Consider the following 17,673-nt stretch of genomic DNA (forward strand, 5'->3'; position numbering starts at 1 on the left):
TTGCAGTTAAATAATGTGGTAACAACCAATTTGCAAATTGTAATCAGCCAAATAGTAAATAAAATGATGAATTGGAAACAACTAATATCAGCCAAACGCTTCGGAATGGAAGAGTTTCACGAAGAACGGCAAGAGAACCGTTCCGAGTTCCAACGGGACTATGACCGCCTCATATTTTCCGCACCGTTCCGCCGCCTGCAGAACAAAACACAGGTATTCCCGCTGCCCGGTAGTATCTTCGTACACAACCGACTGACGCACAGCCTTGAAGTATCTTGCGTAGGACGGTCTTTGGGCAACGATGTAGCCAAAGCAATCCTGGAACGCCAACCGGAACTGGAAAGTTCCTTCCTGCCGGAAATCGGCTCAATCGTATCGGCCGCCTGCCTGGCACATGACTTAGGCAATCCGCCTTTCGGGCATTCCGGCGAACGGGCTATCTCTACGTTCTTTTCAGAAGGAAAAGGACAAAGGCTACAGGAAAAGCAGCCGGACGGAGAGCAACTTTCTCCGATGGAATGGGAAGATTTGACACATTTCGAAGGAAATGCGAACGCTTTCCGCATCCTCACTCACCAGTTCGAAGGACGCCGCAGAGGAGGATTCGTCTTAACATATTCAACGCTTGCCTCCATCGTAAAATACCCCTTTTCATCGAGCCTTGCAGGCAAAAAATCCAAGTTCGGCTTCTTTGTCAGTGAGGAAGAAAGCTACCGCAAAATCGCAACCGAGCTGGGACTCATCCAGCTTAGCGAACAACCGTTAAAGTATGCGCGACACCCGCTAGTGTATCTGGTAGAAGCAGCAGATGACATCTGTTATCAGATGATGGATATCGAAGACGCCCATAAACTAAAGATTATCACTACAGACGAGACCAAGGAACTGTTGATGGCGTTTTTCTCCGAAGACCGGCAATCCCGTCTCCGAAGTACTTTCCAAATAGTCAATGATATCAATGAACAGATAGCCTATCTGCGTTCTTCTGTTATCGGTCTGTTAGTCCGCGAGTGCACCCGTGTCTTTCTGGAACACGAGCAGGAAATACTGGCAGGAACTTTCGAAGGAGCGCTCATCAAGCACATCGCCGAAGGTCCGGCAGCCGCTTACAATCATTGTGCGGAAATATCACTGAAAAGAATTTATCGTTCGCAAGATGTACTGGACATCGAGCTGGCAGGCTTCCGTATCATCAGCACTTTGCTGGAATTGATGGTAGATGCCGTCACCTTACCGGGAAAAGAAAAAGCTTACTCCGAACTTTTAACCAACCGCGTTTCCGACCAATACAATATAAAATCGCCCGTACTCTACGAAAGAATACAGGCGGTACTTGATTATATATCTGGAATGACCGATGTCTTCGCACTCGATCTTTACCGGAAAATTAATGGCAACAGCCTTCCTGCGGTGTAACCACCTTAGGAGTAAACACCCCTTCGCTCTCACAAGGCATTTTCAGCGCATCCGGATGACTTTCTATAAACGTCTGGATGTGCCGGATTCGCTTGTCTTCAAGGATTTCATCTACAGCAATCAGGATACCGGTCTCTTCCACGTCACCAAACTCATAGTTGATAGCCGTCCCGAACATACGCATGGTAGGGCTTAAACTCATATAGGCATTGACCAGCGGCGGGATATTATAACCCAGCTTGCGAATCTCCGTATTCAATATCTTATAATCCTCTTTAAAGGTATCCTTGCAGAACAACGTTCTCAGTTCCTCGTCGGAAGTTTCCAGAATCAGCGGTTCCATCGGTGTAACCAACTCTTCCCGATCATTAAAATGCTTCTTAAGGAAGTACAGAATCATGTCGCGTCCACGACGATGATAGCTGGGATACATAGTCACCTTGCCAAAGAAGTACTTCACATTCGGCATCACCACTGTCAGCGCTCCCAATCCGTCCCACAGATTATCCAACGCAAACAGACCTTTACTGCCGGCACGTGTAGACTGATATTCCAGCGTCACAAAAGAGCGTCCCAACTCAATGGTCTGAGGCAGATATTCCTTTATAAACGCATCCGAGAAATGAAACATGTGAGAAGTAGCCAGAATCGGAGCCCCAGCTTCGTCAAAGCGCACATCCGTTCCAAGCAAATACCGGTAACCACCTAATATTTCTTCCGCCTCCGGATTCCATACGATCAACTGCTTATATGGGTGTTCCATCGTGTCGTATTCGTCGATATCCATCGACAGGCCCGTTCCTCCACCCGCAGCACGAAAGGCAATTTCTCTTAAACGACCAATTTCACGCATCACATTAGGTGCATTCTGATGGGTAATAATATAAATCTGATTATTACTTTTATTGGTCATTCGCAAGCGTCTATCTTCCGTCAACTCTGCTTTCAGCAGTTCTTTGCTCACCGGTTTAATAATCTCTTCCATATTCTTGTTATAGTGTTCTATCAGTTACAGTTTATATACAATGTCCTTCACATACTCCGCCCACTGCGCAGGAGTCTTCGATTTATCGAAAGTCTGCCAGGGAATCGGTTTTCCAAAAGTGACAGTAAAGGTTTTGTGGCGGTTCTTAAACATCTCGTCCGCCAGATACAGCATAGCAATATTGAATTTAATACCCAGTGCCTTACAAACATTCGCCAGATTGTAGAAGAAATCAGAGTTTCTGCCACCAAAATGAACGGGAACTACGTCCCGCTTCGCCTGTATGCTTTTTATAATGAATGTCTTCTTCCATTCCAGATCACGGATCACTCCGTTCTGACGCCGCGAGCAAAGTCCCGCAGGAAACATGATCATCTGGTCGTCGGACTGGAACCCGGCTTCCACCATCTTGGGAAAGTCCTTTGCCTGCTTTCCTGTCTTATTGATAGGAACACAAAGTGGGGCCAAACCGCGAAGGTTCATCAGCAGGTCATTCACCAGATACTTTACTTTCCCGTCATAATGGCGCCCCAGCACATAGCCTAGAGCCACTCCATCCTGTCCTCCCAGCGGGTGATTGGACACAAAGGTATACAATCCTTCTTTCGGCAGGTTCTCTATACCTTTCACCTCCACTTTCGCATCAAGGAACTCCATGCATGCTTCAAGGAAATCCACTCCCAGTTTATCTTTCGATTCATTCAGGAACACATTAATCTCGTCCTGATGAACTATTTTCTTCAGATAAGAAACCACAAACTTAGGGATGTACTTATATTGCTTCGGAGCTTTCGTCCGAAGTATCTTATCGACATCGATTAAAAATAAAGAGTCATCAGTCATTCTTTTCAAATAAAAATGATGCCACAAAATTAACGGTTCTTTTTTATTAATCGCAATAATTTGCCAGAAAATGCAGGATTTAAGTTTGCAACTTGAAAAAAGAACACCCAAAAACTATCCGCGGATAGTTTTTCCCCTAAATTTTGTCGGTTCATACCCTATCTCATTATCAGAAATGCCGTAAACTTGCACCATCGAAAAATACAAACGAATATTCACTTTTTAAAAGCAACGTATATGAAAAGTTTAAGCTTCAGAAAAGATTTAGTAGGAGTACAGGATGAGTTACTCCGCTTCGCATACAAACTGACAACTGACCGCGAAGAAGCAAACGATTTGTTGCAGGAGACATCACTCAAAGCATTAGACAATGAGGATAAATATATGCCCGACACAAATTTCAAAGGATGGATGTATACCATCATGCGCAATATCTTTATCAACAACTACCGTAAAGTAGTTCGCGACCAGACATTCATCGATCAGACCGATAATCTTTATCATCTGAACCTGCCGCAAGACACCGGCTTTGAAAGTACGGAAAGAACGTACGACCTGAAAGAAATGCATCGGGTAGTCAACGCGCTCCCGAAAGAATATAGAGTTCCGTTCGCTATGCACGTTTCCGGCTTCAAGTACCGCGAAATCGCTGAAAAGCTGAACCTCCCGCTGGGCACCGTGAAGAGCCGTATCTTCTTCACCCGCCAGAAATTGCAGGAAGAACTGAAAGACTTTCGCTAAACCTTTAACTATATTATTTATCAATTCCAAGTTAGATATTTTTAGTGCAGATTTTTAATTGTGTTAGTTTAAGGCAGAAGAGTTACCATACCTTCTGCCTTTTTTACTAATCCCTCCTATATGACACCCGGATGTCGAGCATACTGACACCCGGGTGTTGTACGTCCTGACACCCGGGTGTCATACATACCGAGACCCGGGTGTCGTGCAAACCTCCCTCGCAAAGAAAGAAAGCCTCTCTTTCGATAAAAAAGATTCTTCCTCAATACAAACAAAAAAGCGCCGCATCTTTCCGTTTTCGCCCACTAATAAAGCATTTCCCAAACCGCATCTTTTTCAAGTAAATAAGCATTTAACAATCGGTTGAAAACTTATCTAAAAGATTTTTATGGAAAATTGTGGGGAATTGTGGGGAATTTCCTACTTTTACGCTCTCTTATTATAATAAGGTAAATGATACGTTTTTTAGGCAATATTGAAGTCAGGGCGGACGCCAAAGGAAGAGTGTTCATCCCCGCTACTTTCAGGAAGCAACTGCAAGCTGCTTCCGAAGAGAGACTTATTATGCGTAAAGACGTATTTCAGGACTGCCTGACACTGTACCCCGAGAGCGTGTGGAACGAGGAGCTGAATGAGCTCCGAAGCAGGCTGAACAAATGGAATAGCAAACACCAGCTCATTTTCAGACAGTTTGTGAGTGACGTCGAAGTAGTTACGCCCGACAGCAACGGACGCATACTGATCCCGAAGCGTTACTTACAGATTTGTAATATCCGTGGAGATATACGCTTTATCGGTATCGACAACAAGATAGAGATTTGGGCCAAAGAACGGGCAGAACAACCGTTCATGTCCCCCGAAGAGTTCGGTGCAGCATTAGAAGAGATTATGAACGATGAAAATAGACAAGATGGAGAAAGATGAGTTGACATACCACGTACCCGTACTGCTAAAGGAAAGCGTTGACGGAATGAATATTCATCCGGACGGAACGTATGTAGACGTTACCTTCGGAGGAGCAGGGCATTCGCGCGAGATTCTTTCACGCCTTGGAGAAGGCGGGCGCCTGCTGGGATTCGATCAGGACGAGGATGCCGAACGGAATATCGTCAATGATCCCCACTTCACCTTTGTACGCAGCAACTTCCGCTATTTGCAGAATTTCCTGCGGTATCATGACATCGAACAGGTGGACGCAATCCTCGCCGACCTCGGCGTGTCCTCCCACCATTTCGACGACAGCGAGCGTGGCTTCTCATTCCGTTTTGACGGAGCGCTGGATATGCGCATGAACAAACGTGCAGGACTAACTGCCGCCGACATCGTCAACACATACGAAGAAGAACGGCTCGCAAACATCTTCTATCTGTACGGTGAACTGAAGAACAGCCGCAAACTGGCATCCGCCATCGTAAAAGCCAGAAACGGACAGTCTATCCGGACTATCGGCGAGTTTCTGGAAATCATCAAGCCGCTTTTCGGACGCGAACGGGAGAAGAAAGAACTGGCGAAAGTATTTCAGGCACTCCGCATTGAAGTGAATCAGGAAATGGAAGCACTGAAAGAAATGCTGGCAGCAGCCACCGAAGCGCTCAAACCGGGGGGGCGCCTTGTAGTGATCACGTATCACTCACTGGAAGACCGCATGGTGAAGAATATAATGAAAACAGGAAACGTAGAAGGGAAAGCGGAAACCGACTTCTTTGGAAACCTGCAAACTCCGTTCCGGTTGGTCAACAATAAAGTGATTGTCCCCGATGAAGCGGAGATAGAAAGAAATCCACGGTCGAGAAGTGCCAAATTACGAATCGCAGAGAAGAAATAATCTCAGATATGGAAGAAGAAGCAGTAAACAAAAAAGCAGAAGAGGGCAAAAAGAAAAAACGCACCTCATTGAAAAGTATTCTGGGAGGAGATATCCTCGCCACAGACTTTTTCCGCCGGCAGACGAAGCTGTTGGTGCTGATTATGGTATTCATCATCTTCTACATCCATAACCGCTATGCGAGCCAGCAACAACAGATCGAGATCGACCGGTTGAAAAAAGAATTAATCGACATTAAATACGATGCGTTGACCCGTAGTTCGGAGCTGATGGAGAAAAGCCGTCAGTCACGCATCGAAGAGTATATATCAAACAAGGAAAGTGATTTGCAGACCTCTACCAACCCGCCTTACCTTATTAAATAAGGTGTAAGTGGAGAGTCTTAAAAGAGAATAAGCACTGTGGCAGTAAATAAGAAAAATATAATGACCCGTTACTTCTTTGTCATTCTGATCATGGCACTGATAGGAGTAGCAATTGTCGTCAAGGCAGGCGTGACCATGTTTGCCGAACGACAGTACTGGCAGGATGTAGCCGATCGTTTCGTAAAAGAAAACGTGACGGTGAAACCTAACCGCGGAAACATTATTTCTTCTGACGGTAAACTGATGGCAAGTTCACTGCCTGAATACAGAATCTACATGGACTTTATGTCCGGTGAAAAGGACGAAAAAAGAAGAAAGAAGGATCAGGCACGTCGGGATTCCATCCTCAAAGCCAATATGGATTCGATTTGCATCGGACTGCATAAGATATTCCCCGACAAAAGTGCGGCACAATTCAAGGCACACCTTCAAAAAGGACGTCAGGCCAAAAGCCGTAACTACCTGATCTACCCGAAGCGTATCTCTTATATACAATATAAAGAGGTGAAACGTCTGCCTGTCTTCTGCCTGAACCGCTATAAGGGAGGATTCAAGGAGTTGGCATATAATCAGCGTAAGAAACCTTTCGGCTCATTGGCAGCCCGTACCCTGGGAGATGTATATGCCGATACAGCCCAAGGAGCAAAGAATGGTATAGAACTCGCGTTCGATACGATTCTGAAAGGACGTGACGGGCTAACTCACCGCCAAAAGGTGATGAACAAATACCTGAACATTGTCGATGTCGCCCCGATCGACGGTTGCGACCTGATCACTACCATCGATGTAGGTATGCAGGATATTTGCGAAAAAGCATTGGTAGACAAGCTGAAAGAGCTGAACGCCACCGTGGGTGTAGTCGTATTGATGGAAGTTGCAACCGGAGAAGTAAAAGCCATCGTCAATATGACGCAAGGCAGAGACGGTGAATATTATGAAGTACGCAACAATGCAATCAGCGATATGCTCGAACCGGGTTCTACCTTCAAGACAGCCTCTATCATGGTAGCTCTGGAAGACGGAAAAATCACTCCGGACTATATCGTAGACACCGGCAACGGACAAAAGCCGATGCATGGCCGTGTCATGAAAGACCACAACTGGCATCGAGGCGGATACGGCAAACTGACTGTTACCGAGATTTTGGGAGTATCGTCCAATGTCGGAACTTCCAGCATCATCGAGAACTTTTACGGAAGCAACCCGCAGAAGTTTGTGGACGGACTGAAACGGATGAGCATCGACCAGCCACTCCACCTGCAAATATCCGGAGAAGGAAAGCCGAATATTCGTGGTCCGAAAGAACGCTATTTTTCAAAAACGACTTTGCCATGGATGAGCATCGGCTATGAAACGCAGGTTCCACCGATCAATATTCTGACATTCTATAATGCAATAGCCAATAACGGAGTATCCATACGTCCGAAGTTTGTAAAAGCCGCCGTCAGAGACGGAGAAGTGATAAAGGAATATCCGACGGAAATCATCAATCCCAAGATCTGTTCGGACAAGACGCTGGCACAAATACGGGAAATCCTGCGGAAAGTGGTAGGTGAAGGACTTGCCAAACCGGCAGGAAGCAAGCAGTTCCATGTGTCCGGTAAGACCGGAACAGCACAGGTTTCGCAGGGAGCAGCCGGCTACAAGACAGGAAGAACCAATTATCTCGTCAGCTTCTGCGGATACTTCCCATCGGAAGAGCCGAAGTACAGTATGATTGTTTCGATCCAGAAACCCGGTTTGCCCGCTTCGGGAGGTTTGATGGCAGGTAGCGTATTCAGCAAGATCGCAGAAAGAGTGTATGCCAAAGACCTGCGCTTGCCACTCACAAGTGCCATTGATACGAATACGGTAGTCATCCCGAACGTTAAGGCAGGAGAAATGAGGGAAACGCAACGGGTACTGGAAGAACTGAATATAAAGATACAGGGAAAAATCACCGATTCGGGAAAAGAAGTATGGGGAAGCACCCATCCCGCCCCTCAGGCGGTAGTTCTTGAAAGCCGGGGTATCATGCAGAACTTCGTGCCAAGCGTCGTAGGCATGGGAGCGAAAGATGCTGTTTATCTATTGGAAAGCAAAGGATTGAAAGTCAATCTGGTGGGAGTCGGGAAAGTAAAAAGCCAGTCGATAGCCAACGGCAGTGTTGCAAGAAAAGGGCAGACGATTACGCTTACGTTGCATTAAGAATTAAATTAAGTAGGACAGATATGTTATTAAACGAGTTACTGAAAGCAATCCAGCCGGTGCAAGTGACCGGAGATTCAAGGATAGAGATCACCGGAGTCAACATTGACTCCCGTCTGGTAGAAGCCGGACAGCTGTTTATGGCGATGCGCGGCACGCAGACCGATGGTCACGCCTATATCCCCGCTGCCATTCAGAAGGGAGCGACTGCCATCCTCTGCGAAGATATACCGGAGGAACCCGTAGCAGGAATCACTTATATCCAAGTGAAAGACAGCGAAGATGCAGTAGGAAAGATTGCAACGACATTCTACGGTAATCCGACTTCACAATTCGAACTGGTCGGTGTGACGGGAACAAATGGCAAGACAACCATCGCCACCTTATTATATAATACATTCCGCTACTTCGGATATAAAGTGGGATTAATCTCTACTGTCTGCAACTATATCGACGATCAGCCGATTCCGACAGAACATACCACCCCCGACCCTATCACGCTCAACCGCTTGTTGGGGCAAATGGCGGACGAAGGATGCAAGTACGTCTTTATGGAAGTCAGTTCACATTCCATCGCTCAAAAACGTATCAGCGGATTAAAGTTTGCGGGAGGTATCTTCACGAATCTGACGCGCGATCATCTGGATTATCACAAAACGGTAGAGAACTATCTGAAGGCAAAGAAAAAGTTCTTTGACGATATGCCTAAAAACGCTTTCAGCCTCACCAACCTTGACGATAAGAACGGGCTGGTGATGACACAAAATACACGTTCCAAGGTCTACACCTATTCATTAAGAAGCCTCAGCGACTTCAAAGGCCGGGTCATAGAATCCCATTTTGAAGGAATGCTGCTCGATTTCAATAATCATGAGCTGGCCGTTCAGTTTATCGGCAAGTTCAATGCATCCAATCTGTTGGCGGTATTTGGAGCAGCCGTATTATTGGGCAAAAAAGAGGAAGATGTACTTCTTGCGCTCAGTACGCTCCATCCGGTAGCCGGACGTTTCGATGCCATCCGTTCTCCGAAAGGGGTAACGGCCATCGTTGACTATGCACATACTCCGGACGCGTTGGTGAATGTATTGAACGCCATTCATGGAGTACTCGAAGGCAAAGGAAAAGTGATCACCGTAGTAGGTGCCGGCGGCAACCGCGATAAGGGGAAACGCCCCATCATGGCAAAGGAAGCAGCGAAAGCCAGTGACCGGGTGATTATCACATCGGACAATCCGCGTTTTGAAGAGCCACAGGAGATTATCAACGATATGCTTGCCGGACTGGATGCGGAAGATATGAAAAAAACGCTCAGCATCGCCGACCGGAAAGAAGCGATCCGCACGGCTTGCATGCTTGCAGAAAAAGGAGACGTGATACTCGTTGCCGGAAAAGGGCACGAAAACTATCAGGAAATCAAAGGAGTGAAACACCACTTTGACGACAAGGAAGTTTTGAAGGAAATATTTAATTGACAACATATTATTATTTGCAATAGACAGCATCTTATCAAGCGTGGGGCAACAATGAGAAACTGTAAATTGCAGGCTATAAATTGTAAATAGAAAAGAGATGTTATACTATCTGTTTGAATGGCTGCACAAGCTTAATTTTCCCGGAGCGGGAATGTTCGGTTACACCTCATTCCGTGCTTTGATGGCTGTTATCCTCGCATTGCTTATATCGAGTATATGGGGAGACAAATTCATCAATCTGCTTAAAAAGAAGCAAATCACGGAAACACAGCGTGACGCCAAGACCGACCCGTTCGGTGTCAACAAAGTAGGCGTACCAAGCATGGGAGGTGTCATCATCATTGTAGCCATCCTTATACCTTGCCTGCTATTGGGTAAGCTGGATAATATATACATGATATTGATGCTGATCACCACTGTATGGCTGGGATCACTCGGTTTTGCCGACGACTATATCAAAATATTCAAGAAAGACAAGGAAGGCTTGCACGGTAAGTTCAAAATCATCGGTCAGGTGGGTCTGGGGCTGATTGTAGGCTTAACCCTGTATCTGAGTCCGGATGTAGTTATCCGCGAGAACATCGAGGTTCATACACCGGGACAGGAAATGGAAGTGATTCACGGAACCAATGATTTAAAATCTACCCAAACCACTATTCCTTTCTTTAAAAGTAACAACTTAGATTATGCCGACCTGGTGGGCTTTATGGGCGAACATGCACAGACAGCCGGATGGTTCCTGTTCGTGATCATTACGATCTTCGTTGTAACCGCCGTTTCGAACGGGGCTAACCTGAATGACGGCATGGACGGTATGGCAGCCGGAAACTCCGCCATTATCGGTGCCACGCTGGGAATACTGGCGTACGTATCGTCACACATCGAATTTGCCAGCTATCTGAATATCATGTACATTCCGGGATCGGAAGAACTGGTAATCTACATTTGTGCCTTTATCGGTGCATTGATCGGTTTCTTATGGTACAACGCCTATCCGGCACAAGTATTCATGGGAGACACAGGCAGCCTGACTATCGGTGGTATCATTGCCGTATTTGCCATTATCATCCACAAAGAATTGCTGATACCGATTCTCTGCGGTGTATTTCTGGTAGAGAATCTGTCAGTCATACTGCAACGCTTCTACTATAAGATAGGTAAGCGGAAGGGAGTAAAACAGCGGTTGTTCAAACGAACTCCGATACACGATCATTTCCGTACTTCGATGAGTCTGGTAGAACCGGGATGTACGGTGAAGTTCACGAAGCCCGACCAGCTATTTCACGAATCAAAGATTACCGTCCGTTTCTGGATTGTAACGATTGTACTGGCAGCGATAACGATTATTACATTAAAAATACGATGAGAACAAACAGACTGCCCAATGCAGGATATTTGTAACATTAATATAGTTGAGAGTATTAACCCGATTATTAACTTTAAAAAGATGTGCGCAGCCGACGAGCGAAAAAGAAAAGATGAAAAGGAAGAGAGAAGAGTCTGCCTGTCGGACAGCAAAAGCACATTATTGTAAATGAAAAGAATTGTAATTTTAGGAGCCGGTGAAAGCGGCGCTGGTGCAGCCGTACTCGCCAAAGTAAAAGGATTTGAAACATTTGTTTCGGATATGTCCGCTATCAAGGATAAGTATAAGGAACTTCTGGACAGCCACCATATTGCCTGGGAGGAAGGACATCATACCGAAGAACTCATTCTGAATGCCGATGAAGTGATTAAAAGCCCCGGTATCCCGAATGACGCCCCGCTGATCCTGAAACTGAAAGCCCAAGGCACACCGGTTATCTCCGAAATCGAGTTTGCCGGACGCTATACCGATGCAAAAATGATCTGCATCACCGGTTCTAACGGAAAGACAACGACTACTTCCCTGATCTACCACATCTTTAAGAGTGCAGATCTGAATGTAGGACTGGCCGGAAATATCGGCAAGAGTCTGGCTTTGCAAGTAGCCGAAGAGCATCATGACTATTATATCATCGAACTCAGCTCTTTCCAACTGGACAATATGTATAACTTCCGTGCCAATATCGCCGTACTGATGAATATCACTCCGGACCATTTGGACCGATACGACCATTGTATGCAGAACTACATCGATGCCAAATTCCGTATTACGCAGAACCAGACAACGGACGACGCTTTCATCTTCTGGAACGATGACCCGATCATCAAACAGGAACTGGCAAAGCACGGTCTGAAAGCTCATCTGTATCCTTTCGCAGCCGTGAAGGAAGACGGAGCCATCGCATACGTAGAAGACCACGAAGTGAAGATAACCGAGCCCATCGCCTTCAACATGGAACAGGAGGAACTGGCACTGACCGGACAGCACAATCTTTACAACTCGCTGGCTGCCGGTATCTCGGCAAACCTGGCAGGTATCACTAAAGAAAATATCCGCAAGGCGCTCTCCGACTTCAAGGGAGTGGAACATCGCCTGGAGAAAGTGGCGCGCGTACGTGGTATCGACTTCATCAATGACTCAAAAGCGACCAATGTCAACTCTTGCTGGTATGCCCTGCAAAGCATGACCACCAAGACAGTACTGATACTGGGCGGCAAAGACAAAGGCAACGACTATACGGAAATAGAAGACCTGGTACGTGAAAAGTGCTCGGCACTGGTTTATCTGGGACTGCACAACGAAAAGTTGCACGACTTTTTCGACCGTTTCGGACTGCCCGTAGCCGATGTGCAGACCGGAATGAAGGATGCAGTAGAAGCAGCCTACAAACTGGCAAAGAAAGGAGAAACCGTATTGTTAAGCCCCTGCTGCGCCTCATTCGACCTCTTCAAGAGTTACGAAGACCGCGGCGATCAGTTTAAGAAATATGTAAGAGAATTATAAAATGGATTTATTAAAGAGCATATTTAAAGGCGACAAGGTAATCTGGATTATCTTCCTCTGTCTCTGCCTCATCTCGATTATCGAGGTGTTTTCGGCAGCATCGACGCTGACGTACAAAAGCGGCGACCACTGGGGACCGATAACACAGCATTCTATCATCCTGATGGTAGGTGCCGTAGTAGTGGTATTTCTGCATAACGTCCCCTACAAATGGTTCCAGGTATTCCCCGTCTTCCTGTATCCGATTTCCCTCGTTCTACTGGCATTCGTCACGCTGATGGGTATCATTACAGGCGACCGTGTCAATGGGGCAGCCCGCTGGATGACCTTTATGGGACTGCAATTCCAGCCTTCGGAACTGGCAAAGATGGCTGTCATCATTGCCGTTTCGTTCATCCTGTCCAAGAGACAGGATGAAGAAGGAGCCAACCCCAATGCCTTTAAATACATCATGATCCTTACCGGACTGGTTCTCGTACTGATTGCTCCGGAAAACCTGTCGACAGCCATGTTGCTGTTCGGCGTCGTATTCATGATGATGTTCATCGGACGGGTAGCGGCAAAGAAACTCCTTCTGTTGGCAGGAGGACTTGTGCTGATTGTCGCACTCGGCGTAGGTACGGTAGTTGCCATCCCTGCCAAAACGCTACACAATACCCCCGGACTTCATCGTCTGGAGACTTGGCAGAACCGTATCAAAGGCTTTTTTGATAAAGACGAAGTGCCCGCAGCCAAATTCGATATAGACAAAGACGCACAGATCGCCCATGCCCGTATTGCCATCGCTACCAGTCACGTAGTGGGCAAAGGACCGGGAAACTCCATCCAGCGTGATTTCCTCAGTCAGGCATTCTCCGACTTTATCTTTGCGATTGTCATTGAAGAAATGGGATTGATAGGAGGTATATTTGTCGTATTCCTCTACCTCTGTCTGCTGATGCGGGCGGGACGCATCGCGCAAAAGTGCGAACGGACCTTTCCCGCCTTCCTTGTCATGGGTATCGCTTTGCTGCTGGTATCGCAGGCGATACTGAATATGATGGTTGCCGTGGGACTGTTCCCCGTAACAGGCCAGCCCCTGCCTTTGGTCAGCAAGGGAGGTACAAGTACACTGATCAACTGTGCTTATATCGGAATGATATTAAGCGTGAGCCGATATACCGCTCATTTGGAAGAACAGAAAGCGCATGATGCACAGATTCAGATGCAGATAGAAGCCGAAACAGCTACTTCGGAAGCACAAGCCGCCGCCGAACCCACTGCACAGATTCTGAATAGCGATGCCAAGTTTGAGGATGAACATGATAGCAGTAAATGAAGATGAACGGATAGAAAAAAGGATTATTATGGAGAAAGAACTTAGAATTATCATCAGCGGTGGAGGCACAGGAGGACATATCTTCCCTGCCGTATCTATCGCCAACGCTATAATAGAGCTGCGACCGGACGCGAAAATCTTATTTGTGGGAGCCGAGGGCCGTATGGAGATGCAGCGGGTTCCCGATGCAGGCTATAAGATTATCGGGTTACCGATAGCCGGTTTTGACCGCAAACATTTATGGAAAAACGTATCCGTACTGATCAAACTGGCACGAAGCCAGTGGAAAGCGCGCAGCATCATCAAAAACTTCCGCCCGCAAGTAGCGGTAGGCGTAGGAGGATACGCCAGCGGACCGACACTCAAAACTGCCGGAATGATGGGAGTGCCGACTCTGATTCAGGAACAGAACTCGTATGCCGGAGTCACCAACAAGTTGCTGGCACAAAAAGCAAAGGCTATTTGTGTTGCTTATGATGGAATGGAAAAGTTCTTTCCTGCCGATAAGATTATAATGACCGGAAATCCCGTTCGCCAGAATCTGACGAAGGATATGCCGGAAAAAGGCGCGGCACTACGTTCCTTTAATCTGCAGCCGGATAAGAAGACAATTCTGATTGTAGGCGGTAGCCTTGGCGCACGTACCATTAACAATACGCTGACTGCAGCCTTAGCTACAATAAAAGAAAACAACGATATACAGTTCATCTGGCAGACCGGAAAATATTACTATCCGCAGGTGACAGAAGCCTTACGGGCAGCAGGAGAACTTCCAAATCTGTACGTGACGGACTTCATCAAGGATATGGCAGCCGCTTACGCGGCTTCCGACCTAGTGATTTCACGTGCGGGAGCCGGTTCTATTTCAGAGTTTTGTCTGTTGCACAAGCCTGTGGTTCTGGTTCCTTCGCCCAATGTGGCAGAAGATCATCAGACCAAGAATGCACTGGCATTGGTAGACAAACAAGCCGCCATCTATGTAAAAGACAGCGAAGCGGAAGCAAAGTTGATGGATGTAGCCCTGAGCACAGTAGCTGACGACCGGAAACTGAAAGAACTAAGTGAGAATATAGCCAAGTTGGCTTTGCCCGACTCTGCACGAATCATCGCGCAGGAAGTAATCAAGCTGGCAGAAGCAGAAAACTAGTTGAGGTAATGCAAAAATCGCAACTATCCCAATTAGGATTGACTAAAAAGTCAGTAGAATCTCCAATCTCCTCCTTCCAGAAGGAGGAGAATGAAAATACTACCGACTTTGGGGGTCATCCCCAATTAAAGGTAGTACCGACTCTGATTAAAACTTGAAATGTTACTTGGAACAAGAATTATAAAAAGAAACAGTATAAAGAAATGAATATTGAAACGATCAAATCAGTCTACTTTGTCGGTGCCGGAGGCATCGGTATGAGTGCGCTTGTCCGCTATTTCCTTTCCAAAGGAAAAGTGGTAGCCGGATACGACCGCACCCCGACTCCATTGACTGAAAACCTCATCGCCGAAGGCGCACAAATACATTACGAAGAAAACGTACGACTGATTCCGGAAGCCTGCAAAGACAAAGAAAGCACTTTAGTCGTATTGACCCCCGCCGTTCCGCAGGAACACGAAGAATTGGTTTATTTCCGCAACAACGGATTCGAAATACAAAAACGCGCGCAAGTACTGGGAACGATCACTCATTCCAGCAAAGGTCTGTGTGTAGCCGGCACTCATGGCAAAACGACCACTTCTACCATGACCGCCCACCTATTCCACCAATCGCACATAGAATGTACCGCTTTCCTTGGAGGCATCTCCAAGAATTACGGCACCAATCTGCTGCTCTCTCAGAAAAGCCCTTATACCGTCATCGAAGCAGACGAGTTCGACCGCTCTTTCCATTGGCTGTCCCCTTATATGTCTGTCATCACTGCCACAGACCCCGATCATTTGGACATCTACGGAACAGAAAAGGCATACCTCGAAAGCTTCGAACATTATACAACACTGATCCAGCCGGGCGGTGCACTGATTATCCGCAAAGGTATCTCACTGCAACCGAAAGTACAAGCCGGAGTCCGTGTCTATACCTATTCGCGTGACGAAGGAGACTTCCACGCCGAGAATATCCGCATCGGAAACGGCGAAATCTTCATCGACTTCGTTGCCCCCGACACACGTATCAACAATATCCAACTGGGAGTTCCGGTAAGCATCAACATCGAGAATGGTGTAGCCGCCATGGCACTCGCCCACCTCAACGGAGTGACCGACGAAGAGATCAGACAAGGAATGAACAGCTTCCGCGGTGTAGACCGCCGGTTCGATTTCAAGATCAAGAATGACCAGGTAGTCTTTCTGAGCGACTACGCCCATCATCCCTCTGAAATCAAACAGAGCGTGCTGTCTATCCGCGAACTCTATAAAGACAAGAAGATCACAGCCATCTTCCAGCCGCACCTGTACACCCGTACCCGCGACTTCTATCAGGACTTTGCCGATAGCCTGTCGCTACTGGACGAAGTCATTCTGGTAGACATCTATCCGGCCCGCGAGACACCGATCCCCGGTGTCACCAGCAAGCTGATATACGACAACCTCCGTCCGGGCATCGAAAAAAGTATGTGCAAAAAGGAAGAAATACTGAACATTCTGAAAGATAAAAACATTGAAGTATTAATAACTCTGGGAGCCGGAGACATAGACAATTATGTCCCCGAAATAAAGAAAGAACTGGAAAAAATGAAGAACGAAGAGCGAAGAACGAAGAACTAAGAATTTCTACGCTACATCATACAGTCGCGCAGCCAATTCTCAATTCTTCATTTTCAATTTTCAATTCTCAATTAAATAAAAACTATGGTAAAGAGAATCCTTCTATCTATCGTCATGTTGATGCTTATCGCCTACCTCGGCATAGCCATCACCGCTTTCAACCGCAAGCCTGCCGACCAGACCTGCCGTGACGTAGAACTGGTCATCAAGGATACCACTTATGCCGGCTTCATCACCAAAGAAGAAGTGAAAGGCATCCTCCAGCATAAAGGTATCTACCCTATCGGGAAAAAGATGGAGCGCATCTCTACCAAGTCGCTGGAACGGGAACTGAGCAAGCATCCGCTGATCGACGAAGCGGAATGCTACAAAACACCCAGCGGCAAAGTCTGCGTAGAAGTGACACAACGTATACCGATATTACGCATCATGAGTGCCAACGGAGAGAATTATTACCTTGATAATAAAGGAACCGTCATGCCGCCGGAAGCAAAATGCGTCGCACATCGGGCAATTGTCACCGGAAACGTAGAAAAGTCGTTTGCAATGAAGGATTTATATAAGTTTGGTGTATTTTTGCAAAACAATAAGTTCTGGGACGCTCAGATAGAACAAATCCATGTGTTGCCCGACCGCAACATCGAACTGGTACCTCGTGTAGGCGACCACCTCGTCTATCTCGGCAAACTTGAAAACTTTGAAAACAAACTGGCACGCCTGAAAGAATTCTACCAAAAAGGACTCAATCAGGTAGGCTGGAACAAATATTCACGCATCAGTCTTGAATTCAGCAACCAGATTATCTGTACGAAGAGAGAGAGTAATAAGTAACAGGTAATAGGTGATGGGATGAAGCTCTCAAAATAGAAAGTTGAAAATAATTAAATTGTAAATAAAG

Annotated in this window: 15 protein-coding genes; 13 read left to right on the forward strand and 2 right to left on the reverse strand. The window is 46.6% G+C overall.

What is annotated here, in order from left to right; all coding sequences use genetic code 11:
- Positions 1 to 63 precede the first annotated feature (63 nt).
- On the forward strand, positions 64 to 1,416 hold the full coding sequence (locus tag KTR07_RS22035; protein ID WP_011108842.1) for a deoxyguanosinetriphosphate triphosphohydrolase: 1,353 nt from the start codon (positions 64 to 66) through the stop codon (positions 1,414 to 1,416).
- Here KTR07_RS22035 and KTR07_RS22040 read toward each other — a convergent pair.
- Together KTR07_RS22040 and KTR07_RS22045 are read right to left on the reverse strand one after the other, a co-directional pair.
- A complete protein-coding gene (locus KTR07_RS22040) occupies positions 1,388 to 2,401 on the reverse strand; it encodes a GNAT family N-acetyltransferase (RefSeq protein ID WP_008763724.1) in 1,014 nt (337 codons plus the stop codon). The genes KTR07_RS22035 and KTR07_RS22040 overlap by 29 nt on opposite strands.
- 24 nt (positions 2,402 to 2,425) lie before the next feature.
- Entirely contained in the window at positions 2,426 to 3,244 is an 819-nt protein-coding gene (locus tag KTR07_RS22045; protein WP_011108841.1) for a 1-acyl-sn-glycerol-3-phosphate acyltransferase, read from the reverse strand.
- Positions 3,245 to 3,481: 237 nt separating this feature from the next.
- Here KTR07_RS22045 and KTR07_RS22050 point away from each other — a divergent pair, with 237 nt between their 5' ends.
- The 12 genes from KTR07_RS22050 (at position 3,482) to KTR07_RS22105 (ending at position 17,606) form a co-directional block, all read left to right on the forward strand.
- On the forward strand, positions 3,482 to 3,985 hold the full coding sequence (locus tag KTR07_RS22050) for an RNA polymerase sigma factor (protein WP_008763722.1): 504 nt from the start codon (positions 3,482 to 3,484) through the stop codon (positions 3,983 to 3,985).
- 453 nt (positions 3,986 to 4,438) lie between these two features.
- Positions 4,439 to 4,909, forward strand: a complete 471-nt coding sequence (mraZ, locus tag KTR07_RS22055) for a division/cell wall cluster transcriptional repressor MraZ (RefSeq protein WP_008763721.1) — start codon at positions 4,439 to 4,441, stop codon at positions 4,907 to 4,909.
- Positions 4,896 to 5,810, forward strand: a complete 915-nt coding sequence (gene rsmH / locus KTR07_RS22060) for a 16S rRNA (cytosine(1402)-N(4))-methyltransferase RsmH (protein ID WP_008763720.1) — start codon at positions 4,896 to 4,898, stop codon at positions 5,808 to 5,810. Before mraZ ends, rsmH begins: the two co-directional genes overlap by 14 nt.
- Before the next feature lie 8 nt (positions 5,811 to 5,818).
- Complete coding sequence (locus KTR07_RS22065; RefSeq protein ID WP_008763719.1) at positions 5,819 to 6,175, forward strand: FtsL-like putative cell division protein; 357 nt, start codon at positions 5,819 to 5,821, stop codon at positions 6,173 to 6,175.
- 60 nt (positions 6,176 to 6,235) lie between these two features.
- A complete protein-coding gene (locus KTR07_RS22070) occupies positions 6,236 to 8,362 on the forward strand; it encodes a penicillin-binding protein (protein ID WP_011108840.1) in 2,127 nt (708 codons plus the stop codon).
- A gap of 23 nt (positions 8,363 to 8,385) precedes the next feature.
- Entirely contained in the window at positions 8,386 to 9,834 is a 1,449-nt protein-coding gene (locus KTR07_RS22075) for a UDP-N-acetylmuramoyl-L-alanyl-D-glutamate--2,6-diaminopimelate ligase (protein ID WP_011108839.1), read from the forward strand.
- Positions 9,835 to 9,931: 97 nt separating this feature from the next.
- Positions 9,932 to 11,200, forward strand: coding sequence for a phospho-N-acetylmuramoyl-pentapeptide-transferase (mraY, locus tag KTR07_RS22080; RefSeq protein WP_008763716.1), 1,269 nt, complete (start codon positions 9,932 to 9,934; stop codon positions 11,198 to 11,200).
- Positions 11,201 to 11,368: 168 nt separating this feature from the next.
- Positions 11,369 to 12,703: a UDP-N-acetylmuramoyl-L-alanine--D-glutamate ligase gene (gene murD, locus KTR07_RS22085; protein ID WP_048696462.1), complete on the forward strand. Its 1,335-nt coding sequence runs from the start codon at positions 11,369 to 11,371 to the stop codon at positions 12,701 to 12,703.
- A 1-nt stretch (position 12,704) separates the two neighbouring features.
- On the forward strand, positions 12,705 to 14,021 hold the full coding sequence (locus KTR07_RS22090; RefSeq protein ID WP_061473569.1) for an FtsW/RodA/SpoVE family cell cycle protein: 1,317 nt from the start codon (positions 12,705 to 12,707) through the stop codon (positions 14,019 to 14,021).
- A 28-nt stretch (positions 14,022 to 14,049) separates the two neighbouring features.
- Entirely contained in the window at positions 14,050 to 15,168 is a 1,119-nt protein-coding gene (gene murG / locus KTR07_RS22095; protein WP_048696495.1) for an undecaprenyldiphospho-muramoylpentapeptide beta-N-acetylglucosaminyltransferase, read from the forward strand.
- A gap of 203 nt (positions 15,169 to 15,371) precedes the next feature.
- A complete protein-coding gene (gene murC / locus KTR07_RS22100) occupies positions 15,372 to 16,775 on the forward strand; it encodes a UDP-N-acetylmuramate--L-alanine ligase (protein WP_008763710.1) in 1,404 nt (467 codons plus the stop codon).
- An 84-nt stretch (positions 16,776 to 16,859) separates the two neighbouring features.
- Positions 16,860 to 17,606 carry a cell division protein FtsQ/DivIB gene (locus tag KTR07_RS22105; RefSeq protein ID WP_055222052.1) on the forward strand — a complete coding sequence of 249 codons (747 nt, stop codon included), beginning with the start codon at positions 16,860 to 16,862 and terminating at the stop codon, positions 17,604 to 17,606.
- Positions 17,607 to 17,673: the final 67 nt, after the last annotated feature.

Source organism: Bacteroides sp. MSK.20.82 (assembly GCF_019052485.1).
Classification (GTDB): domain Bacteria; phylum Bacteroidota; class Bacteroidia; order Bacteroidales; family Bacteroidaceae; genus Bacteroides; species Bacteroides thetaiotaomicron.